This window comes from Paenibacillus sp. FSL H3-0333 (assembly GCF_038002805.1).
Lineage (GTDB): Bacteria > Bacillota > Bacilli > Paenibacillales > Paenibacillaceae > Paenibacillus_AQ > Paenibacillus_AQ silagei.
In genome coordinates this window covers 6241052-6264941 of record NZ_JBBODG010000001.1, presented here as the reverse complement: position 1 = coordinate 6264941, position 23890 = coordinate 6241052, and the positions used below count along the sequence as shown (strand labels likewise).

The window sequence follows — 23890 nt, the reverse complement described above, 5'->3', positions numbered from 1 at the left end:
GTTAAGAGGAATGAACAAACGCAAGGTCATTCAAGCTTCAGCTTTAATCATCATTCTGGTTTTGGTGTTCCAGGCAGGAGTATTCGCCTATGCCAAGGTGGCCGTTACTCCTAAGGCGGAGACTGAAGAAAGTCCGGAAACGAATACTGGACCTGTACAGTCTGAAGTAGTTCGGAGTTCATATGATCAGTTCCTGAAAGAATTCAGTGTTCAAGAGACATACCGTAAGCAGATTGATCAACTGGTTGCTGGCGGTTATAGCCGTGCAGCTGTTTTGACCGCTTATGACTTCTTATACCACAATTTCGGTAATGTGAATGAGTGGACTGCTATGCTGGGGGCCAGAAATACAGGCAAGACCTGGGAGGCGCTTTTCACACAATACCGTGAGACACATAAAGAATTTATCCCCAGATCCTTCGAATCAGAAGAGCTTGAACTTCTAATGCAGGTGCCAGGAGCAACCTCTGACGATATTATGATTGCTGACAGACTATCTTTCGTAACCGGTAAGCTGTTTGGAGATTTACTGACTGCGAAGCTGAAAAGTGGTAAATGGAGCAGTGTTTTTGAACAGGAAAATGTATTGTACAGCGGAAATACGTTTCCAAGAGTTCAGATAACAGAGGAAGAAGTTCGTAAATATACTGGGAATAGCAAGCTTTCCGATCAGCAGGTTACACATGCTTTTGTATTGGCACAGAAGCTTGGAGAGTCTGCCAAAGTTGTAGTTACCAAAGTCGCGCAAGGAATTGCAGATGAAATAATCATGGCCCAAAGTTATACGGAAAAGTACGGAGAATAATTTAAAAGGCAGACGGGGGTAGCTTTGTGAAGAAAGCATGTATTCGAATATCATTGGCTTCTTTTATCTTGATGATGTTTTTCTTACCGGCAGCAAGTGCTGAGACCTTACAGGATCAACTTAACAATCTGGTAGGGCCGAAACAAAAGTATAACACTATGCTCTCACCGGCATATTTAAGAACCAATGAAACGGTTGACGAAATTAGCCCTCAGAGTGGTTCACTAACCATCACTCAGACGGACTATGTTCTGCCTGGCAAGAACGGATTGGATCTTGAATTCAAACGAATTTATAAGAATGAAACAGCGAATGTGCAAGAGATGGAAGTGAATTATGTAGACGGAGCCTGGGTAGACAGAGCCTTCTCTTATGCCAAAACCTCCTCCTTCTATGAGGATAGATATAACCTCGGCATGGGGATGCGCTTCTCCTTCCCGAATATTGAAGTGAAGGTGAATTCGGACGGCTCCAGCCATAAGTTTTTGCATACAGACAGCGGTGATGTATATCGCCTTAAGCCTGCTAATCAAGATGGAGCCTATGTATTTTTGCCGGAGGGTCAGACTGTGAAAGATGTGGTAGTCCGTGAAGCTGTCACTTATCAAAATGGACAAGCAGACGGAACCTCCAAGTACAAGATGACAGGCAAGGATGGAAAGAATACCTATTTCGCCGAAGACGGCCGGATCTTGGGCATCGTGGACCGGTACGGCAACACTATTAATTTTCAGTATGAGACATTGAATTATTACATGGATGGTCATTCCATTAATAAGAAGCTGATCTCCAAAATTACGGATTCCGTGGGCCGTGACACGACGATTGAATACAAAGAGGATGTCAAGTATACCGTAGGGCCTGCCAGCATCGACTCTCCTGTAAGTGCAAGCAATTATTACAACGCATCGCAAAGCCCCAATAATACGGATTCCGGAGATCTGAAAGAGAAGTTCCAAGTAATTCTCCATCTTCCGGGCGATAAAAGTATTGTCTATGACAAATCAGCGACGCTTGTGAATGACTCCAAGCATGTTATACGTACCCGACTGCAGCGCGTATATGATACAGATGCCAAACCGAAATTCATGTTCTGGTATGAACAGCCGGATCTGGGCTTCACCTATTTCAATAAAGATAAATATTCTGCCTATTCCCGTTACGAGAATCTTGTACTGGTGGATGAAGTGAAGAGCAATAAAGCGAAGCGCTTTGTATATAACACGTATACCAGACGGCTGAATGAAGGCAGTATGCAGTACAGAAAGATTTTTGAGAGTAACGATCTGATCAAGAAAGGGTTCGATCCTGCCAAACCAAACTTTCTGGATAAATTCATAACCGAAACCTATAACAAGAAGACCTACACCTATACTAATGAAGCTGACGGGTACGGTACCGCAGACTATAAGCAGGATGATAAGACTTATCTTAAAGATACATACCGTTATTACACAACCATCACAGATGTTAACGGCAGCACTATCAAATATACATACAACGGTAATCAGGAAATGATTCTCACCGAGAAGTTGGGCAAGAATCACAAGGAGACCGTTACCAGTGAGCATGATGAGCTGAAGCTGGTCAAGAAACAGGAGACCCTTATCTATCAAGTGGCTGGCGGGCAGGCTACAGGTGAGCCGGTTCATAGCATTGAGAACTACCGTTATGATGAGTACGGCAATATGACCAGTCATACCGGACCCATTGCTGAACGTGACAGCAAGGGTTATCCGGTGAACAATGAACACACCGAACTATTTACCTATGATATTAATAAATATCATATTCTGACCCAGAAAACCTGGAAGCTCAACCCCAATACAACGGCTCAGACCAATTATGAGCTGGATAGTAAAGGTAACGTAATCAAAGAGAGCAAAGCCACAAATGATCCGGCGAATCCCTGGTTAATCACAGATTACGCCTATGATTCCTATGGCAATCTAATCCGTAAAACGGCCCATGACCGTTCGCAGGATTTCACCACTCACTATGAGTATGGCATCGACGCCAATGGCACCAATACCAAAGGGGCTTACCTGACCAAACAATATCAGCAGGCGGATGGCAAGACTTATGCCAAAACCTACGCCTATGATATGCAGACCGGCAATATCGTCAGCGAGATCGATGCGAATGGCAACAAGACATCGTATCAATACGATGCAGTAGGCCGTGTACTCAAGAACATCAGGCCGGATAATAAGGCAATGCAGTACGAATATCAGGAAAGCCCGTATGCCAACTTCAAGATACAGTACACGGATGCGGGAAATTACAAGTATCTGAATGAGTATGATATTCAGGGGAATTTGCTGAGCTCCAAAGTTTGGAAAGATAACGAGTGGCATACAACCGCAGTCAAGCAGTACGACTCCTTTGGGAATTTAATGAAAGAGATTGATGCCAACGGGCATAGTGCCCGGTTCAGCTATGACTCTAATCAGAGGGTTGTAGAAAAGGCTTATTACGCTAATGACCAGACGCTTAGGGGCAAGCTTACCTTAAATTATCAAAATAATAATGATCTATTGATGCCTTTAATGCTGACAGTTACAGATGAAGAGGGGTACGATAAGCGATCTTATTATGACCCTCTGGGCCAGATGGTGAAACGTGAAATCACTCCAGATCGCCAAAAGTTCTATACATTAACTGCTTCATTTGATTATGTGGGTAACTTATTGAGTGAAACAGATCAGAAGCAAAATATCACCCGGTATACCTATGACTCACAAGGCAGGAAGATCAGCCAAACGGATGCTATGGGCAACACCACAGAATATGAATACAATATTCTTGGACAGATGTTTAGAGAAAAGGCCCCCGGAGGCAAAGTCACCGAGTGGACCTATGATAATCTGGGCAGAAATACAGCTAAGAAATTATTACAATCAGGATCTGCAGATTATTATTACACCAGAAATGAGTACGATGCTGTAAATAATGTTATCAAAACAACAGTGGGGACTTTCCTCAAGGGTGTAAATCAAGAATCATCTAATATTTCTTACGTCTATGATTCCCAAAACAGAATCTCTGATGAATACTCCAAGTTATCGGAGTCTGCTTCAACTCATATTCATTATGATTACGATGCGAACGGAAACAAAATAAAGATAGTTGAATATGGTGATTCTGCAGGCAATCGGCTGATGATCCGTAATTTACAGTATGATTTTGCCGGACGGCCTGTACTTGAATCTGGCGTCTCCAAAGAGAAGGCTGGGGACGGTAAGGAATTAGAACGGGGACAATTCGAAACGAAGAATACTTATGATCTTGCAGGCAACCTTTTAAACAAACAAATATTTAATGGTACAGGCTACGATACTGAAGAGAATACCTACACCTATAGAAATTTAATTGCTACCACTAAGTCTCCTTTTACTGCTAAGGGGGCAAGACAGAAACGTTATGAGTATGATAAGGTCGGTAATTTGGTTGCTGAAACTTCTATTATTTCTGAAACCGAACGTACCACTTCTTATACCTATGACGGTATGGCTCTAAAAACAAGTGTAACAGATCCGCTTGGCAATACTGTCCGCTATCAATATGATCCGGCAGGTAATGTTGTGAAGATGGTGGATGCCAGATTCTATAACCAATCTGTGGAAGAAGCTCCGGGAATGGAGAAGGAATATGATGCACTCAACCGTCTGGTGAAAACCACTGCATACGATGGGATAACAAGAGAGGTAGTTGATTACAAGGAGTACGATGGTAGAGGCAATCTCATTAAACAAGCTGATGGTGAAGGATACAATACTGAGAATCCTGGTAAGTCTATAGGAACAGAATATCGTTATAATGTGCTGGATAAGCCGGTTCTGGTAATATCCGCACAAACAGCTTACCTAAATCAGCAACAGGGTACAAGCAAATTCACCAAAAGTCTTAGCTACGACGGCTCAGGCAATGTGTTGGTTGAAACGACTGGTTCAGGAGACACAACTCTCTTCAATTACGACCTGGGCGGAAGATTACAACAATTAACCTATCCAGACGGGTCAACGGTTAAAATGGCGTATGACTTAACCGGCAAATGGGAAGTTAGCAGTACCGACCAGTTAGGGCATGTAACTAAAACGTATAATAATATTTTTGGCAAGCCGTATTTGATCGAATATCCTGATGCTACAACAGAAATGTTCAAGTATTCGGCTAAAGGAGAGCTCTTAGAACATGTAGATAAAGAAGGCAACTCCTCATATTACAGCTATGACCTGGCAGGAAACCAGATTGCTGAGAAAAGCTTCATCAATAAACATGAAACGAATACCAACTACCGGCTAACCCGAATGGATTATGATGAGGCTTCTAATCTTCTGGTCAAAGAAAGTTTCCTGAACAAGGTGAATACTTCGAGTGGTGCTGTGAACGATACCAGCGCTAATAATCGAACAGAGCAAATCTTCGATAAAGCAGGGCGGTTAATCGCAGTAAAGGGACCATTCGGCAGAGAGAGTAAAAATGATTATGACCGCTCCGGTAATGTAGTTGCTAGCTACCAGAAAGTAAGTGACGGTAACTACGATATTACAAGATTCAGTTATGATTCCAGAGGAAGACTAATCAAGTCAACATTGCTGATAAAGACTGCTGATGTAAGCTCTGAATATCTGGCTGGCGCAGAATTCGACAATGAGTATGTGGACCGTCTAGATGCGGTTACGAGTTATTCCTACTACAAAAATGATCAAATGAAGAGTAAGAACGATCCCAGAGGCAATAAGACTCTATACGAATATGACTATGATAAGCTCATGGTTAAGAAAACAGATGCTCTGGAGGGAATATCAAAATATCAATATGACAGTAATGGTAATTTGATTGCTGAGACAAACCCCAAAGGAGTCGCTACTCTGTACGAGTATGATGCACTGAAACGCTTGCTGCGAAAGATTGCACCATCAAGTGACGGAGATAAAGCAATTACAAGATATGTATATGATTTGGCTGGAAATCTGACTAAAGAAATATTACCTAATCAATACTCCTCCGAAAAGGATAAGAACGGCCAGTTGTCTCAAATGAAAGGTTACTCGTATACCTATGATACGATGAACCGCCGGATCTCAAAGATTTCTCCTGAAGGGGCCGGACTGGAATACATCCAGTACAATCTGAATGGCCAGGTTGCCAAGTTTGTTGACGGCTTAAGGTATAAGGGAGACATGAAGTCCTCCAAAGGGACAACATATGCTTATGATGGTTTAGGAAGAATGGTTAAAGAGATCAATGCCCTGAGCGTGTCCAAGCAATATGAATATAATGTGCTGGATCATTTGGTGAAACAAACTGATGCTAGAGGAAACTCCACGCTTTATAAAGTCAATCCAGACGGCACCGTTGCTCAAGTTACCAATCCAGATGGAGGAGTGGTGAAATATGAATATGACAAACTGGGCAGAAAGATCTCAGAAACCAATCCGCTAGGAGCAACAACAGCTTACAGTTACAACGCTTTTGGCAAAGAGAAAACCATAAAAGATCCTTACGGATATTCAATTGAAAAAAAGTACGACCTTAACGGAAATCTGGTTTCTGAAAAAGACAAACGGGGGAGTCTGTCATTATTCAGTTTTGATGCCCTTGACCGGCTTACTGTGAAGAAAATCCCCTTAGAGATGGATAGCAGCAAAAACATTGTGTATTTATCTGAACAATATAGCTATGATTCACTAGGGAATCTGCTTAGTAAGACAATTACTGGATCAAAGGATGGTTCTCCTAAACGTGAAACAACCTACAGCTACTATGACAACAATCTTGTTAGAAACACTGCGGACAACAGTGGAGCGTATACATCAAGAAAATATGACAAGAACGGGAATATGATCTGGCAGGAAAGCCTGAGATCAGAAGGTCATACGGATGTGCAAGATTTTGAATTTGATTCGGAAAATAGATTGACTCAAAAAACAAACTGGCTGGATGAAGAAAGTGTAGGTGATGCCTCCAGCCTGCCTAATGGAACTGCCCTAAGATCTACAGATATGCCTGGGAAAATTCGTCAGACCACTGGTTATGTCTATGATATATTAGGCAACAAAGTTCAGGAGATCAGTCCGCGTGCTTATGGTTATCTGGATACGGATACTGCTAACAGAAAACTATACACCTCATACTATACTTATGATATCTTGAACCGTCCTGAGGAGTTCATTCGGTATAAGGGTGACACTGCGGTATATAAGCAGTATGAATATGATGAAGCAGGAAATAAAATTACAAGCAGGGATGAACGGGGCGGAGTAACCCGTTATAAATATGATGCAAATAACCGTTTAACAGTCACTACAAATACAAAAGGTAAAGAATTTACATCGGGATACGATCTGGCAGGAAATAAAATACAGGAAGAGAATGCAAAAGGCCATACTATTTCCTACACTTATGACAAGCTGAATCGTCTAATTTTAACTAAAGACCCTGACGATACAGTGATGTCCAAAAATATCTACGATGCCAACAGTAATATTACCAAAAAAATTGATGCCAAAGGATATGCTGCAGGAAGTACAGATAGTGCTCAATACGGAAGTATCTATCAATATGATCTGGCTAACCGGCTTGTAGCATTCATCGATTCTGAGCTAGCAGTTCTTAATGGAACTTCCAAGTTCACTACGAAATATCAATACAATATCTATGGAGATATGGTCAGTCAAACAGAGGCATTAGGCAACTTCATTCAATATGAGTATGATAATGCCGGGCGTCTGATCAAAGTCACCGATGGTGAACAAGTTGAAGTTACTTATGGTTATGACAGTATAGGAAATAAGCTGTTCATGAAAGATGGGCGGGGGAAACTAACCCAATATCGTTATGGCGCCTTTGGAGTTCAGCAGGCTATTACAGATGCCTCCAATCAGACAATTAGTTATAAATATGATCTTGGACTTAACAAAGTACAGATGACTGACCAGATGCTGCATGATACTACGTATACTTACGATAACTTTAATCAGTTAATTGAAACCAAGGTCCTACAGACTGGTGATAAGGTTCTCTATGGATACGATGAATCAGGTAATCGTATTCGCATGACTGATGAGAGTGGGACATCTAGTTATACTTATGACTCTGAGAATCTGTTATTAGAATTGTCCAAGGATGGTAAGAAACAAATTGGTTATTCTTATGATGATATTGGTAATCTTGCTAAGATAACAGATGCTCTAGGGTATGTAACAGCCTATCATTATGACAAATCAAGCAGGATGGACCAGCTAACCTATGATGGTTATACCACGGTCTACACTTATGATTCAAATGGTAATCGGACGGCAGTGCAATACGAAGATGGCGTTAGTGAAGTATATAGCTATGACCGGAACAACCGCATCCTTAACTTAATCAATAAGCGTAAGGACGGTTCTGAAGTATCCCGTTACCGTTATACCTACGATGCTGCCGGGAGACAAGAGACGAAGTCTGATAGCTACGGTACAACCACATACAAATACGATCAAGCTGGGCGTATTAAGCAGATTGAAGCTCCAGGGAAGACGACCGTCTATGCTTATGATGGAGCGGGTAACCGTAAGTCTATGCTTGAGACCTATACTTCTATGCAGCCAAGCAGCTTTAAAAGTTCGAAAACTCAACAAGCTATCGAATATAAATTGAAGAAGGCAGAGTACTTATACTCTTCCAGTAATCAATTAATGAAGCTAGAAGAGCGGATGCATGGGGCAGACGGCAAAGAGGTTCTGCTCAAAACCGTGGATTATCTGTATGATGCAGGGGGCAATGAGATCAGCCAGCGGACCAGTTATATTCAACCGCACTCTGCTGATCTGCACCAGTCAACCGGGGGAGAAACATACGGTGCGGGTGAACTACAGGAAAATAACCGGTTCATCGAAAAGGTGACGCGAACTTACGATGGCTTCAACCGATTGAAGAAAGCAGTAACCGTAAAATCCGGTGATCGATCTGAAATTGAGTTCACGTATAATGGAGATGGTCTCCGAACTCAAAAAACGGTACGGAGTGCAAAAACACCGGATATCGCCAAAGAGACCAATTATGTGTATGATCGGCAGCATGTCATCCTGGAGCTGGATAGCAGCGGCAAGCTAAGTACCCGCTACATCCGGGGGATCAATTATATTGCAAGAATGAACCAGGCTGAGAAATATACTTACTATCTCTACAATGGCCATGGCGATGTTGTACAGACAGTAACAGCTAGTGGAGAAGTACAGAACCAATATGATTATGATGTCTTTGGTAACCGCACATTAACGATAGAAGTCTATGCAGAATCTATTCAATATGCGGGAGAATTCTATGATGCAGAATCAGGATTATACTATCTGCGTGCTCGCTATTATGATCCCTACACGGCAAGATTCATATCCGAAGACAGCTATCGGGGCGAAGATACGAATCCATTAAGCCTGAACCTGTATACTTACGCGCACAATAATCCAATCCTGTTCCTGGACCCAACGGGCCACTGGGCAGCGGGTGATGAGAAGTTAAATGTTGAGGCGCAAGCGAAGATTATTGCGTTAACCAATGCTTATTATAAGGCTGTGACGGACGCCGAGAAGAAGGCCATCTCCGCTCAAGCCACAACAGTTAGAACAACAGCAGGGGCAGCGGATAAGTCAGTAGTTACTCCTTTGCAATTCCAAGCAGCAAGAATTACTGAGATCGTGGTGCAAGGGACATCAAAGGGCTATGCAACCGAAAAGGAATGGAGGCAAACTTTACAAAGCGTTGGAATAGGTGCTACGAATTCTGAACGGAAACAAAAGACCGATGTATCCTCAGGTGGGGCAAGGAATATTACTTATTCGACTGTGAATAGTGTGACTATTGGAAGAACAAATCTTACGGTAACGGTAAACTCGTCCTCCAGGACGATTAATTCAACCAAAGTGACCACAGACAGTGCAGCTGCTTCACTTGCGATGTCGTATGAGGTTACAGCGAATGAACTGAAGTTTATAGCGGATACAGCTTCATATATGGGAAGTCTGGAAAAATCCTTATATGTTATTGATGCAGTGAAGTCAAACAAAGGAACTGTTACTTCTAAGATTCTTAAGGATGCCAAGCTTCAAGTAGCTAAGGGCCCCATGGGAACAGTTGATATGTTAAATTTCACTTACGATATGTCCGAAAAAGGGTTTACTGTAAGTGAAGCGCTGAAAATGTATAAGGAAGAGGTCACCGATCCAAGATTGGCGGAGGCCTATGCTACCGTTACTTTAAACCTGGCGGGCAGTGGTTTCAGTTTAAAGAAAATGGCACAAGGTGAGAGTAGGGTAAGTATCACTAAAAGCCCTAGTAAGTCTAAGGTGGATGAATATTTATCGAATTCGGGAACGGTTGGTGCTCAGAGAAATACAAGTTTAGCAACACCAGGCGGAAATGGAGCTTTTAAAAACGGTGTTGAGTTGCCTGGAGATGCTATTATACTTCGAGGTGGTTTAGCAAAACCGGGAGACTTAATAGCGAATCAAAAATTAGATCTGAAAAATAATACGTTATCAGCAAATGGAGGAATGGGTGTATCAAATGAAATCTTATCATCAGGATTAAAGAATAATCAAATTTCTGTAGTTTCTGTAGGGAAGCTTAATGATGCAGGTTATAAAGTCATTGCAACACCTACCAATACTAATCCATATCATGTTAGTATTTATACACCTGGGGGCATAAAACTTAATGACAATGAAGCTGCGCGCTTATCAAGTCAGTTTACACAAGTCCCAAATCCTTCAAAAAAGTAAGGAGGAATTATGATTAAAGTGAAAATTGCTATTGACACTAATTTTAATTATTTTGGACCAAGTAGACCTACTATTTCTCCATTTGTAATCTCCCATTTTGATATACATGAGGGAGACATAATAATTGGATTTCAAGATGACCAAGAGTGGGAAGGAAATATTGGATATGATCCAAATAGCCCAGAAGAAATGGAATGGTATTTGGATTTGAATGGAAGTAAGGAGTATTCTGTAACAGAAGAAAGGGAAAAGGGGAGGGACGAGGGAATAAGAGCAGCCTATCCGATCGGTGAACTCAGTGGTGAGGTTGCAGTAGTAAGTAAAATGCTTTCGGATGGAATGGATATTGTAAAAGTACTTAACTATACTAGGCTATCACGAACAAGATTAGAAAACATAAAAAAGGGATTATCTGAACTAAGCGAGAAGTAATGACCTGCTAAGACCTTGATTGGCTCCATGCCTTTCAAGGTCTTTTTTTGCCTACCTAAACTAAGATGGAAGAATAATGGTCTAATTAAGTTAAAAAACTTGAGGGGAGTATCCTGTGAAATAAAGGAAGACCATGATAAAAATATATATGGAATAGAGGCTATAATCGCATGGACTTACTGATCTAAATAAAGGGCATTTTAGGTTTAGCCCAGATGGTTCAATAGTATCATTTGGGAGCAGATAAAGTGATGGCTATGGAAAAGAATTCCATCCCCAATATCATCCAATCAAAATTAAAAAAACGCTGAAATCCCCCATAACGACTACCCCACATAAGCGAAGACCACACCCGCCCCGTCTCCTTTACTGAAATTCCATTTCTTCTACTTCTCGCAACAGCCTAAATTCATTTCTATAAAATTCAATCAAGCCGTCCCGCTTCATCCATGCCAGCTCTCTGGATAGGGCGCTGCGGTCTACGTCCAGATACTCGGCCATGGCTTCCCGATCAAAGGGAATCGTAAAAGTCTCGGTTCCAGCATCACGCATAACTCTTGTTAAGTAAGTTAGAACCTTATCCCGAATAGTCGGCATAATTAGACAATCATTCCGGTCATGCAATTCTAACGCACGTTCGGCAATACTATCAAAAAGATTGCCAAGTAATTGTTCGTGACCCATACATAGCTTCGTGCAACGGCTCAATATGCTTTGGATAGGAATAAAGAGAACCTCAAGCGGTTCTATGGCCTGTACTGACATCGGGCATCTTCTTCCACGGCTGGCAGCTGTGAGAACAGCGGTATATCCACCCGGGTAATGGAGGGATACAATAATTTGTTTTCCTTTGACGTTCAATTTCGTACTTTGAGCGAGGCCCTGCAATATGATGCCGACATCATCAACGTAATCGCCCTCACGGACAACCATCTCATTTTTTACATATTCTTTCCGTGTAGCTGACAGACATTTTAGCATTTGGGGAATATCATCAGGGGAAATCCCTGAAAATAAACGTGATTGACATATGGACTCTAAGTTATTCTGAGCGGCTTCGCGTTGCATGTGCAACATCCTTTTTATTTCCACTATACTATATTAATCATACACACACACGAAGTTTAGCCACCTTGTCTAACGTCAGAACGGAGGAAGAGCAATGCAAACGAAAGAAGATTCAATCAAAGCGAGAAACCGGCTGTTAGCCTCCAAGGTTATGAAAAATCTGCAAAGCAGAAAATTTGAGGCCTATTACTGTGACAACGCCATAGAAGCTGCGGAAAAGGCGCTATCCTTAATTCCGGAACAGTCTTCGGTATCTTGGGGCGGTTCAGTCACGCTTGAGGAAATCGGGCTTCTTGACCGGGTACGCCAAAGCAACTATGCAGTCATTGATCGTGATACAGCGCAGACAATGGAGGAACGTTATGACCTCATGCGCCAATCTCTTTTGTGCGACACCTATTTAACCAGCTTCAACGCGGTTAGTGAAGATGGGATACTGGTCAATATCGACAGTGTGGGCAATCGGGCGGCAGCGGTTACTTTTGGACCGAGAAGTGTGGTTGCTGTCGTCGGGATGAATAAGGTGTGCAAGACCGCTGAAGATGCAGTGATCAGAGCCAGAACCTATGCCGCTCCCATTAACGCAAACCGTCTTTCGAGTTCGTCCAGCCCATTTTTACATTCACCGCAAAAAACGCCCTGCCTAATCAATGGTGCTTGTGCAGATTGTAAATCAGAGGATTGTATCTGTTCTTACATCGTCGAAACAAGAATGTGTAAAACAGCGGGGAGAATAAAGGTTATCCTCGTTGGTGAATCTTTGGGATTTTGAGGTCTAACATTTCATGAAATAGCGGCTTAAGGGTAGAAGAATCTCATCTATCCCAAGCCGCTTTTTTATATTTGGGAGAAAGTGTTGTCTTGAAGTTAGACTGAATAGCAGACACAGAATATACTGATAGGAGCAGCATTAGAAAAAAATTCGGAGGCATCCATTCAAATGACAACTGCACGAAAGCAACTGGAACGGACGATAAATGTAGAAGACAGAATAATCATGGCCCATTACAATGATCAAACGGTCAGAGTCTATCAAGCGTATAATCACAAAATTGCAGATGAGGTATCGGAACTTGGGCAATTTGGGCCTTCTTTCAAGATAGATAGAATGACCTGGATCAAGCCTTCTTTCTTATGGATGATGTACCGGTCGGGCTGGGCGACCAAAACGGATCAGGAACGGATATTGGCGATTGATCTCACCAGAGAGGGCTTCAATCATATTTTGTCACGGGTAATCCTGTCTTCATACGACCCTGACTTGTATGCTTCCCAAGAGAAGTGGCAGACGAAGTTACAAGCTTCCCAAGTGAGATGTCAATGGGACCTGGATAGAGATATTCATGGGAATAAATTGCCGCGGAGAGCCATCCAGTTAGGTCTCAGGGGCGAGATGGTGCATAAATACATTCACGAATGGATAATAGAAATCAATGATATTACTGAGTTTGTAATCGATACCAGAGAGGCGATACAATCCGGGCAGTTCAGCACAGATCAATTGCCGAGGGAGACCCCGTATCCTGTGGAGAATTCTATTAAACGAACCTTAGGAATTATTCAGAAAGACAAGGAGAACCTATGAACATTAAAGTATTGATCGTAGAAGATGACCCGATGGTGGCGAAGTTTAACCGGCATTATCTGGAGCAGGTTGCGGGCTTTGAGTATGCGGGCTGGGCGGCGACAGGGGATGAAGCGAGAACTATGCTGGAGGAGCAGCAGGTAGATCTGGTGCTGCTGGATATTTATATGCCGCGTGTCAGCGGGCTGCAGCTGCTCTCTGCTCTGCGGGAGCAGGGGAGCAAGGTGGATATCATAGTGATCTCCGCCGCCAGTGACAATGCCAGCATCCGCAAGGCGCTGCAGAACGGGGCCGTGGATTATTTGATCAAGCCGTTCGAGTTTGCCCGGTTTCAGGCGGCACTGTCGGCGTATCGTGAAGATTATAAGCTGATGCACAAGGAGCATCTCAGCCAGGAGCAGCTGGATAAGCTGCTGCGGCATTCGCTCGGGACGGAAGAGGAGAAGTACGCTGCCCTGCCGCTACCCAAAGGGCTTGCCGAAGGCACACTGGACAGCATCTGGAGCACGATTAACCGGCTGGAGAGCCCGGTGTTCTCTACGGAGGATATCAGCAGCCATGCGCCCATCTCGCGGATCTCGGTCCGCAAATATCTGGCTTTTCTGACGGAGGCAGGTATTCTGGAAATGGAGCTTAGCTACGGGGCGGTAGGCAGGCCGGTGTATATGTATAAGGTGAGACCTGAAGGGTATGAGCTTATCCGTAAATATCTATAAGCAGCTAAGGGCGGAAGGAGCTGGAGCATGGAATTGCATGAAGCACTGAAGAAGGTTAGAAGCAGGGAGGACTTCACAGCATTCCTTGGCCTGCTGGCTAAGGATTACAGCGCGAATCCGGGCGAATGGGAGAATGGCAGTGTGGAGCTGTATCTGGAAGGAGTTCAGTCCTGGGTAGAGGATATGGATGGATATTATGAGAATCTGAAGCGGCCCGCGCCGCAGAATATCGACTGGAGCTTCATCGCAGGCATACTGTATGCCGGAAAAATATACGAATGAGCGGAAGGAGCTAGCCGCACAATTAAAACGGAGTCACGGTTGTCCCAAGGCTGCCCCAGGCGTTCCATGACTCCATATAGCCGTCACAGTAGCTGTGAAGGTTATTAAGCTATGCCATACATAAGCGTGCGCAGAATCAATCGAAGGCCTGCTGCAGAGCCAGCGGACTGAACTCGTTAATGATTTTGTAGGCTACCAGGTGCGGGTTGTTCATGTCATTGTCATAGATAATCATGTGATGCTTGCCCTTCAAAATAATGTCGAACCGCTGCTTCCGGTCTGCCTGGACAATGGTAATGTAATAGCTGTACTTGTTGTCTGTGCTCACATTGCGGGCGGATTTCATCAGGCGGACGCCGGAGAAATCATCGTAGATCTGCTTAATCGCTTCCGGCTCAGTAAGCACAACGTCCTTCTGTTCACCGGGAACAGAAGACAGGCGGGTAATTTCCAGAGCGGCGATATCTTCCAGACGGACGGTTCGGGTAACTACTCTTTTGAATGAAGTATAGCGGCTCGCGGTGTAGCTCATCAGGGAGACACCGGCTGCTGCCAGAACAGCACCGGCCAGCCAATATTTTTCGCTTTTTTCCATAGTTTCTGTTCCTCCTAGTGATACGGTTGTATAAGCTCCAATTATAAATCTATAAACACATTCAAGCAAATTCACTACCTTTATTTACTTTATCATTTCTTTAATTACTAAATATTCTTGTCAGGGCTCCTTCAGGTTATGATGATTGTGAAAATATGCACAATGACAATTGGAGGAGAACAGAATGAACAGAAAGAGATGGGGAAGTCTGCTGGGCAAGGGGCTGCTGCTGGCAAGTCTGGTGGTATTGCCTGCATGTAACAGCACCAAAGGGGAGTCTACGGACATCGTAATTATCGGCGGCGGCGGCGCGGGAATGACTGCTGCCATTGAAGCGCATAATCAGGGAGCCAAGGTGATACTAGTCGAAAAAATGCCTATGCTTGGAGGAAACACCGTCCGTGCGGAAGGCGGATTGAATGCGGCAGGAACACCTTATCAGGCAGCGGCTGGTATCAAAGACAGTCCGGAGCTGCATTTCGAAGATACCATGAAGGGCGGCAAGAATCTCAATAACCCGGATCTGGTCAGAACGCTTACGAACGGCGCGGCGGCTTCGGTGGAGTGGCTGAAGGAGAATGGAGCCGAGTTGTCTGAGGTGGGACGCGCAGGCGGGGCAAGCGTGAACCGGATTCACCGTCCGGCAGGCGGAGAAGCAGCAGGGAATTTCATCGTAGTCGCGCTGAAGAAGAAGCTGGAGGAGTACAAAATTGATGTGCGCCTGCGGACGACTGCCGATGAGATCGTCAAGAATAAGGACGGCGTGGTTACCGGAGTGAAGGTGACGGATAAGGATGGCAAGCAGTACACGATCAGTGCGAATTCCGTTATTCTGGCGGCCGGCGGTTTTGGAGCTAATATGGACATGATCAAGGGGTACCAGCCGAAGCTGGAAGGGTTCTCCACCACTAACCATCCGGGCGCAACCGGCGATGGTACAACGATGGCAGAGAAGATCGGTGCCAAGCTGGTAGACATGAAGGAGATTCAGATTCATCCGACCACCATTCCGAATCAAGGCGTGCTGATCACAGAAGGGGTACGCGGAGACGGTGCGATTCTGGTCAATAGCGAAGGCAAGCGATTCACGAATGAACTGCTGACCCGCGATGTCGTGTCCCAGAATATTCTAGCCCAATCCGGCAAAGTAGCTTATCTGATCTTCAATGATGAGCTGCGTGCGAACCTGAAGGCAACTGAGGTTTATTTTGGAATGGATCTAGTCAAAGAAGCGGCAACACCTGAAGAATTGGCGGCACAGATTGGTGTAGATGGCAAAGCACTTGCGGATACACTGAAAACGTATAATGGCTTCGTTGCTTCCGGTAAGGATACAGAGTTTGAACGGCCGGATCTTGAGCTGTCTTTTGAAAAGGGTAAATATTATGCAATTCAGGTAACACCGGGAATCCACCATACCATGGGCGGAGTAGCGATTAACACTCAGGCTCAGGTACTGGATACCAAGGATCAGGTCATTGCCGGGCTGTATGCTGCGGGCGAAGTAACCGGCGGAGTACACGGCGCGAACCGTCTGGGCGGTAATGCACTGGCAGACATCACTACCTTCGGGCGGATTGCAGCGGATGAAGCTGTGAAGGCACTTAAGAAATAGGAACTTTCAGAAGGAGGAATTACTCATGCACAAGTGGACAAAAACCTTGCTGTTCTCTGCCCTCGCGGCTGCAACAGTATTAACGGCGGGCTGCTCTTCATCTTCCGGCAAGTATGTGGACGGGACATATGATGGTACGGGCAAAGGGGTCAAGAGTGATATTAAAGTAGCGGTAGAGATCAAGGATGAGAAGATCGACGCTATTACCGTAGAGGAGCATAAGGAGACGCAGGCGATGATCGATGCGGCCGTGGAGAATACGATTCCTGAAATTATTGAAAAGCAAACCACAGAAGGCGTAGATGCCCTCTCCGGTGCTTCCGGCTCCAGCGGCGGGATTATTGAAGCGGTGACCCAGGCGCTGGAACAGGCCAAGAAGCAGTAAGTCATCATTCAATTGCTTATAAAAGAGTTGTGGTCATATCACCTGAGCAAGCCCAGCCCTCCTGTCTCCGGCAGCACGGCTGGGCTTGCTGCATAGTTCCATCCCCAGGAAGCCATCCCCGGGAGTAGCTTTACAAATTCAGGTTCAACTAATATAGTTCGAATGGTATAGGAATATGGGACATGAAGGGAGGTCTTCGCACCAGTGGCCAGGAAAAAAAGCTACAGTCTGCGCACAATGATTGCCGTCATGGTGTCTGCCGTTGTCCTGCTGGTATTGCTGATTTTATATTTTATTTTCCGCAATCAGATTATTCCGCAGACCCGGCAGGCACTGGAGGATAAGGCGATTACGATTGCCCGTACTATCGCCCTGATTCCGCTGGTCTCGGAGGGACTCAGTGAAGGCAACAGCAAGGAGATTCAGGACTACACCTCAAGAATCGCCCGCCGTAATGATATTATGTTCGTGGTCGTGACAGATATGAAGGGAATCCGCTATTCCCATCCGGATGCCTCGCTGGTCGGACTGCCCTTTGCGGGAGGCGGTCAGGAGATATCGCTGCGCGGAGGGGAGAGCATCTCCGAAGGGGCCGGGCCGCTCGGCAGATCTCTGCGCGGCTTCGTGCCGGTCTATAACAACCGGGGGCATCAGGTGGGAGTGGTCATTGCCGGTCTGTCCCTGGAGCGGGTCGAGCGGCTGGTCCTGATGAATGAGTGGACGATTATTGCGATTCTGGTCTCGGGAGCCTTGCTTGGAGCGGGAGGAGCATTCATCCTCGCAGCCCGGATCAAGCGGATGGTGTTCGGGATGGAGCCGGAGGACATCTCCAAGCTGCTCCAGGAACGCAGTGCGATGCTGGAATCCACGCGTGAGGGAATTATTGCCGTAGATCAGGAGGCGCGGATTACCATCCTTAATATGGAAGCACAGCGGCTTCTGCGGGCAGCGGGGATTGGCGGGAGCGCCATGAACCGGCAGATTGCCGAGTATTGGCCGGAGTTGGGTCTTGAGCAGGTATTGGCTGAGGGAGAGGGGATACAGGACCGGGAGCTAGAGCTGGGAGACAGCTCTCTTTTGGTGAACAGCCTGCCAGTCCGGGTGAACGGGAACATCGTTGGCGCGATTGCTACCTTCCGGGATGAAACCGAGCTGGCTGTGCTGGTGGAGAAGCTGTCGGGAGTCTCGGTCTATGCAGAAGCGCTGCGCTCCGGTGCCCATGAGTTCATGAACAAGCTGCATGTGATTATGGGTATGACACATATGGGCCTGTATGATGAGCTGCAGCAATATATTCTGGGAACGGTAACCAACTACCAGAAGGAGATCGGGTCGATCACGAGACAGATCAAGGACCCGGTGCTGGCCGGATTTCTGCTGGGGAAGCTGAGCCGGGCACGCGAAGCGGGAATCGAGCTGCTGCTGACCGGAGACAGCTATCTGCCGGAGCCTGCCGATCCGCAGGTGATTCATGAGCTGATTACGATTGCCGGCAATCTGCTGGATAATGCCCTGGAGGCGCTGGGGGAGCTCCGCGAGCAACCCGTGAAGCGCGTGGAGCTTGCTTTTCAATATGAAGAAGGGCGGCTGCTATGCGAGGTTAGCGATAACGGTCCGGGAATTCCGGCAGGCCTGAAGGAGAAGATCATCGTTCAGGGCTACTCCTCCAAGGGTGAACAGCGGGGAATCGGCCTATATCTGGTGAAGAAAAGTGTAGACAAACTCAAGGGCCATCTTGAGCTTGCCGCCGGCTGCGGGCCGGGAGCACATTTTATCGTGGATGTGCCTTATGAGGTGAAGGAGGAGGAGGGGGTGTGAACTGTGCCGTACCCTACCGAAGCACCCCCTCTACTAGAGGGGAAGACCCAGGAAACAGAACCGCATTATATCTACTGTACCATGTGCCAGCATGGCAGAGGTCAGATCGCGCTTGCGTTGCAGTATTGCAAAGGGCAGGCCGAACAGAAGGATATACATGAGAGTGCTGATGATGCCGGAGATGATTCCACCCTGAATGAAGCTGTCCGGCGTGTGGACCAGCACATGCGGAACGATCATCATGAACCAGACTGTGAATTTTTGGGCTCTGGTATCAGCTCTGCCGTGCGTCAGGGACAGGCACATGGCATAGAACAAGGTACGTAAGGCTAGTTCTTCATAAATGGCCGGACTGAGCGCCACTCTGAAATAGATTAGCTTCAGGCTGAATCCATCGAGGCTTTGTCCGCTCAGCATTAGATTGATGATTCCGAGCAGAATTCCAGCGGCGGCTCCCACGAATAGGCTCATGAAGATTGTTGAGGCGCTGGTTATGTTGAGGAAACGAAGCTTCCCTTCGCTATACTGGTTGAAGGTGCTTAATACAGCCAACGATGCCATTAACGTGAGCAGGCTTACCTCAATCATAGAGAAGAGAGACAGATTGATATAGGCTGCTGCTACAGCAGCGGCTAGCAGGACAGAGAGCAGAATCTGCCGCGTTGACGGCAGCTTGTGTTTTACAAGCAGCAGCACGCTGATGAAGAATACCCATACACCCAGCAGAAGCCACATTCTGGCTGTCGGGGCGGGATTGTTGCTGTGAATGCCGAAATTCAACAGAAACAGCAATACAAATACACTAAACATAATCCATACCGTTCTAAGGTTACTTTCGGTGTTCAATACTTCCTTCTCCTTCCGGATACTTCAGTTATGTATGCAGACCGGGAAAGCCTATCATAAATCTGACCGGAGCGAAGTTAATTCTCTCACTCTTACGCAGTCAGCCATCCGTTTAGCTATTTAGTTAATTTGGTTACTTTAGTTACAAAACTCTTTAATAATTTACGGAAGGTTCCACAAACCGCTTCTTTGACGCTATGATAATTGTGAAAATATGCACAAGGGGGCACAACTCACATGAATAAGAGATTAACAGCGGCGCTTATCCTCATTCTCTCCGTGATGCTGGTGATTGCAGGCTGCGGAAACAACAATGCGGGCAGCAGCAAGAATGAGAGCAAGGGAACAAACAGCGCGACCACAGAGCCGGCAGCAACCACTGCACCTGCAGAGAAGGCAGAAGCCGTGTCGGGAGCATCCGAAGCGAGCTATACTCCGTACGATCAATTAAAAGATAAATATGATATCGTTATCGTCGGCGCAGGCGGTGCGGGAATGTCTGCTGCGCTGGAAGCCAAAGCGGCCGGCATGAACCCGGTTATCTTAGAGAAAATGCCGGTAGCCGGCGGCAATACAACCAAATCCTCCTCAGGGATGAATGCTTCGCAGACCAAGTTCCAGAAGGAGCAGGGCATCGAAGACAGCAACGAACTGTTTTATGAAGAGACCCTTAAGGGCGGACATGATACGAACAATAAGGAGCTGCTGCACTTCTTCGTGGATCAATCCGCAGGTGCCATTGACTGGCTCGATTCCATCGGAATCCGCCTGAACAATATTACAATTACCGGCGGTATGAAGGAGAAGCGTACCCATCGTCCGGAGGACGGCTCGGCCGTGGGACAATATCTTGTAGCAGGACTTGTCCGCAATGTTCAGGAGCAGGGAATTCCGCTGTTCGTCAATGCGGATGTGAAGGAGCTTACGGTACAGGATGGTAAGGTGAACGGCGTGAAGGTGCTGTTCAACCAGGCTGATGACAAAACGATCAGCGCAGCAGCAGTTATCGTAACCACCGGGGGCTTCGGTGCCAACAAGGAACTGATTGCCAAGGTTCGCCCGGATCTGCAAGGACTGGTAACGACCAACCAGATTGGCAGCACCGGCGACGGCATTGCCATGATTGAGAAGGTCGGCGGAACTACCGTGGACCTGGATCAGATTCAGGTTCACCCGACTGTACAGCAGGAGAAATCCTACCTGATCGGTGAAGCGGTCCGGGGAGAAGGGGCTATTCTTGTATCTGCTGAGGGCAAGCGCTTCGGCAATGAGATGGATACCCGTGACAAGGTGACGGCTTCAATTAATACACTTCCTGAGAAATCCGCTTATCTCGTGTTCGACGCCGGAGTGAAATCCCGTGTCAAGGCGGTAGATCAATACATCAAGATGGGTGTAGTCAAGACCGCAGATACCATCGAGGCACTGGCGGATCAGATGAAGGTTCCAGCCGCTGCACTTAAGACCACCGTGGAAACATGGAACAGTGCGGTGAAGAGTAAGTCGGATGCCGAGTTCGGCAGAACAACCGGTATGGATAATGATCTGTCCGGTGCTCCGTATTATGCGATTCAGATCGGCCCTGGAATTCACTATACGATGGGTGGAGTGGTGATCAACACCAACACTGAGGTCTTGAACAAAGACGGCAAGGCGATTACGGGCCTGTTCGCGGCAGGAGAAGTGGTCGGCGGGCTGCACGGCGAGAACCGCATTGGCGGTAACTCGGTAGCCGAGATTATTATCTTCGGACGTCAGGCAGGGATTAAGTCGGCTGAATTTGTAAAAGCGCAATAAGCTATTATTCTATATTGTTCTCATATAAAAGGGATGCTCCGCAGCCATCATGCTATGCGGGCATCCCTTTCTGTGTTGCAGCTCTAAGGCTGTATCGCCGGGGAAGGCGCAGGCTTGGCCGACCGGGTCAGCGAGAACAGCTCCAGCTCCGGACGGCTCTTGCCGGCCAGCGTATCGGCAAGCAGCTCGGCGGCAATCATGCTGTAGACCGTACCGTTTCCGCCATAGCCTTCAATGAAGTAGCAATGCGGGAATTCCGGGTGCGGCCCCATATAAGGCAGTCCGTCACGGGTGGAGCCGAAGACCGCTCCCCAGGAATATTCGGCCTTGATTCCTTGAAGTTCCGGGAACAGGGCCGTAAGCTCCTCGACCAGACGCTCACACTGGGAGAGGACCCTTACCTCACGACGCTCCACGCTGGTAAGCTGCTCATCCTTGCCGCCGGCGATAATCCGGCCTTCAGGAGTAGTCCGGAAATACAGATAAGGCCGGGCCGTTTCCCAGAGCAGGCTCTGCTCATGCCATTTTGGAAGATGCGGCAGAGGCTCGGTCATAATAGCATAGGTGTTGATCAGCTCTGCCCCCCGGTCCTTCTTCATCTCCTGGGTCTCATACCCCATAGCAAACACCACCTTCTTGGCGAAGATACGGCCGTTTGCAGTATGACAGATGACCCCGTCGGCATTGTAATCATAATGAAGGGCTTCGGTATGCTCATAGACCCTTACCCCGCCGGAGTGCGCTTTATGAATCAGGCTGTGTACGGTGCGCAGCGGATTGGTCTCCGCATCTCCTTTGGAATACAGCGCACCTGATTTGGAGAAGGCGTAATGGGCGCGGATCTTCTCCTCCTCCCAGAATTCCGAATCGAAGCCGTGCTTCACCAGATTCTCATTCTCCAGCTTCAGCATAGCAACATCTTCCGGCGTACTGGCATACAGCAGACTGCTGCGCTCAATAATCTGCGGATCGATGTCCAGCTTGCCGGGCAGGTCAAGAATCGCACGCATGGCCTGCTGGCACAGCTTGTAGAACAACACGCCATTCTCTTCCCCGAAAGTATTCATGCAAGCTGTCAGCGACTTGTCATTGGCGATCTGCAGCAGTCCCGTATTGGCGTGGGAGCTTCCGGTACCGATCGTTCTTTTATCGATAAGAACGGTATCTGCTCCACTGAGGGACATGCGGTAAGACATCATTGCTCCGCCCATCCCGCCGCCTACAATGAGACAGTCGCAGGTTATATCTTCCTCAAGCACCGGATATACCGGAGGCTCAGGCAGTGTGTGTTCCCAGGGCAGTTGCCCGCTGACGAGTTTCATAGATCTGTTCGCTCCTTTATGTCATTCAGAGTAGTATTATTTGCACTATTGAAGAGTCTCATGCGTCAAGACCTTAAGGATTATTCATCATATGTGAGCTTGCTTAATGTACCTTCGGGCACATAAACAGCCTTCTCCGGAAGCATACTAAGGAACGCTTGAATAACCAGAAGGAGGGACTACCGAACATGCAATCTAACCAAATGCAGGCACTTAGCGGAAAAGAATTGGAGTATATCGCCGACTCCATTTCTAATGAGGATTTGCTGATTAAGCAGCTCGCGGCTACAGCCGGAACCACTCAGAACTCTGCCGTGCAGGGGATCTGCATCCAGCAGATTCAGAGTCATACCCATCATATGGATATGCTGGTCCAGCTGCTCCATCAGCATCAGCAGTACGCACCATCGCAGCCGCAATAACAGGGATAACCCACAAATTCTAAAGGAGGTTTTACTGTGTACGCACAGAATGGAACGCCGTTTATGGCGGATGAAGATTTACTCTACACGATTTTGGCCGATCTGAAGCGGACAGTCCGCGAGTACACCACTGCAGCTACAGAATCGAATTGTCCCGCCGTCAGACGGGTATTCAATGATTTGACCATGGATACCCTCAGAATTCAGGGGGAATTGTACATGAAGATGTCGCAAATGAACATGTACACCGTTCCGGGTAAAGCACTGCGCCAGGATGTGGACAAGCAGATTCAGAGTGCCCAGCAGACCCAGCAGAAGCTGCAGCAGTTCGTGCGTGAGAAAACAGGCGGGGCAGGAGCCTATAACCAGAACTCGAATGTTTCGCAGCACCAGCCGAACGTCCAGCAGCATCATAACGGTTCCTATTATATGTAA

At 46.7% G+C, this 23890-nt stretch carries 17 protein-coding genes; 13 read left to right on the top strand and 4 right to left on the bottom strand.

Going from position 1 to position 23890, the window contains the following annotated elements; all coding sequences use genetic code 11:
* Positions 1–10: 10 nt before the first annotated feature.
* Genes MHH78_RS27635 through MHH78_RS27625 form a run of 3 tightly spaced genes read left to right on the top strand, consistent with a single transcriptional unit; the run spans position 11 to position 11004 of the window.
* A complete protein-coding gene (locus tag MHH78_RS27635; protein ID WP_341169527.1) occupies positions 11–805 on the top strand; it encodes a hypothetical protein in 795 nt (264 codons plus the stop codon).
* A gap of 26 nt (positions 806–831) precedes the next feature.
* Entirely contained in the window at positions 832–10572 is a 9741-nt protein-coding gene (locus MHH78_RS27630; protein WP_341169526.1) for an RHS repeat-associated core domain-containing protein, read from the top strand.
* 9 nt (positions 10573–10581) lie between these two features.
* On the top strand, positions 10582–11004 hold the full coding sequence (locus MHH78_RS27625) for a hypothetical protein (RefSeq protein WP_341169525.1): 423 nt from the start codon (positions 10582–10584) through the stop codon (positions 11002–11004).
* Positions 11005–11370: 366 nt separating this feature from the next.
* Here the strand turns inward: MHH78_RS27625 and MHH78_RS27620 are convergent, their stop codons facing one another.
* Positions 11371–12072 (bottom strand): Crp/Fnr family transcriptional regulator, encoded by a 702-nt coding sequence (locus tag MHH78_RS27620; protein WP_341169524.1) that lies wholly within the window; start codon positions 12070–12072, stop codon positions 11371–11373.
* Positions 12073–12166: 94 nt separating this feature from the next.
* On the opposite strand from MHH78_RS27620, the gene MHH78_RS27615 reads away from it, so the two are divergent.
* From MHH78_RS27615 to MHH78_RS27600, 4 genes are all read left to right on the top strand, one after another.
* The gene (locus MHH78_RS27615; RefSeq protein ID WP_340755512.1) at positions 12167–12844 is read left to right on the top strand and encodes a lactate utilization protein; all 678 of its coding nucleotides are present in this window, start codon (positions 12167–12169) and stop codon (positions 12842–12844) included.
* Between the two features lie 168 nt (positions 12845–13012).
* Entirely contained in the window at positions 13013–13657 is a 645-nt protein-coding gene (locus MHH78_RS27610; protein WP_341169523.1) for a DUF4291 domain-containing protein, read from the top strand.
* Positions 13654–14373 carry a response regulator gene (locus MHH78_RS27605; protein ID WP_341169522.1) on the top strand — a complete coding sequence of 240 codons (720 nt, stop codon included), beginning with the start codon at positions 13654–13656 and terminating at the stop codon, positions 14371–14373. The genes MHH78_RS27610 and MHH78_RS27605 overlap by 4 nt, the downstream gene beginning before the upstream one ends.
* Positions 14374–14400: 27 nt before the next feature.
* Entirely contained in the window at positions 14401–14655 is a 255-nt protein-coding gene (locus tag MHH78_RS27600) for a DUF7660 family protein (RefSeq protein WP_209991468.1), read from the top strand.
* A gap of 136 nt (positions 14656–14791) precedes the next feature.
* Here the strand turns inward: MHH78_RS27600 and MHH78_RS27595 are convergent, their stop codons facing one another.
* Positions 14792–15250, bottom strand: coding sequence for a hypothetical protein (locus tag MHH78_RS27595; protein WP_076083689.1), 459 nt, complete (start codon positions 15248–15250; stop codon positions 14792–14794).
* A gap of 184 nt (positions 15251–15434) precedes the next feature.
* Between MHH78_RS27595 and MHH78_RS27590 the strand changes: the two genes are divergently transcribed.
* The 3 genes from MHH78_RS27590 to dcuS all read left to right on the top strand — a co-directional run bounded on the left by MHH78_RS27590 (position 15435) and on the right by dcuS (position 19068).
* Entirely contained in the window at positions 15435–16865 is a 1431-nt protein-coding gene (locus MHH78_RS27590; protein ID WP_076083692.1) for a flavocytochrome c, read from the top strand.
* 25 nt (positions 16866–16890) lie between these two features.
* Complete coding sequence (locus MHH78_RS27585) at positions 16891–17250, top strand: FMN-binding protein (protein WP_036696731.1); 360 nt, start codon at positions 16891–16893, stop codon at positions 17248–17250.
* Positions 17251–17454: 204 nt separating this feature from the next.
* Entirely contained in the window at positions 17455–19068 is a 1614-nt protein-coding gene (gene dcuS, locus MHH78_RS27580) for a DcuS/MalK family sensor histidine kinase (RefSeq protein WP_341169521.1), read from the top strand.
* 33 nt (positions 19069–19101) lie between these two features.
* On the opposite strand, the gene MHH78_RS27575 is transcribed toward dcuS, so the two are convergent.
* Positions 19102–19914, bottom strand: coding sequence for a CPBP family glutamic-type intramembrane protease (locus tag MHH78_RS27575; protein WP_076083701.1), 813 nt, complete (start codon positions 19912–19914; stop codon positions 19102–19104).
* Positions 19915–20151: 237 nt separating this feature from the next.
* Here MHH78_RS27575 and MHH78_RS27570 point away from each other — a divergent pair, with 237 nt between their 5' ends.
* Entirely contained in the window at positions 20152–21711 is a 1560-nt protein-coding gene (locus MHH78_RS27570; RefSeq protein WP_341169520.1) for a flavocytochrome c, read from the top strand.
* Positions 21712–21794: 83 nt separating this feature from the next.
* Here the strand turns inward: MHH78_RS27570 and MHH78_RS27565 are convergent, their stop codons facing one another.
* The gene (locus tag MHH78_RS27565; RefSeq protein WP_341169519.1) at positions 21795–23033 is read right to left on the bottom strand and encodes an NAD(P)/FAD-dependent oxidoreductase; all 1239 of its coding nucleotides are present in this window, start codon (positions 23031–23033) and stop codon (positions 21795–21797) included.
* A 188-nt stretch (positions 23034–23221) separates the two neighbouring features.
* Between MHH78_RS27565 and MHH78_RS27560 the strand changes: the two genes are divergently transcribed.
* Positions 23222–23455: a hypothetical protein gene (locus tag MHH78_RS27560; protein WP_036696741.1), complete on the top strand. Its 234-nt coding sequence runs from the start codon at positions 23222–23224 to the stop codon at positions 23453–23455.
* 36 nt (positions 23456–23491) lie between these two features.
* Entirely contained in the window at positions 23492–23890 is a 399-nt protein-coding gene (locus tag MHH78_RS27555; RefSeq protein WP_341169518.1) for a spore coat protein, read from the top strand.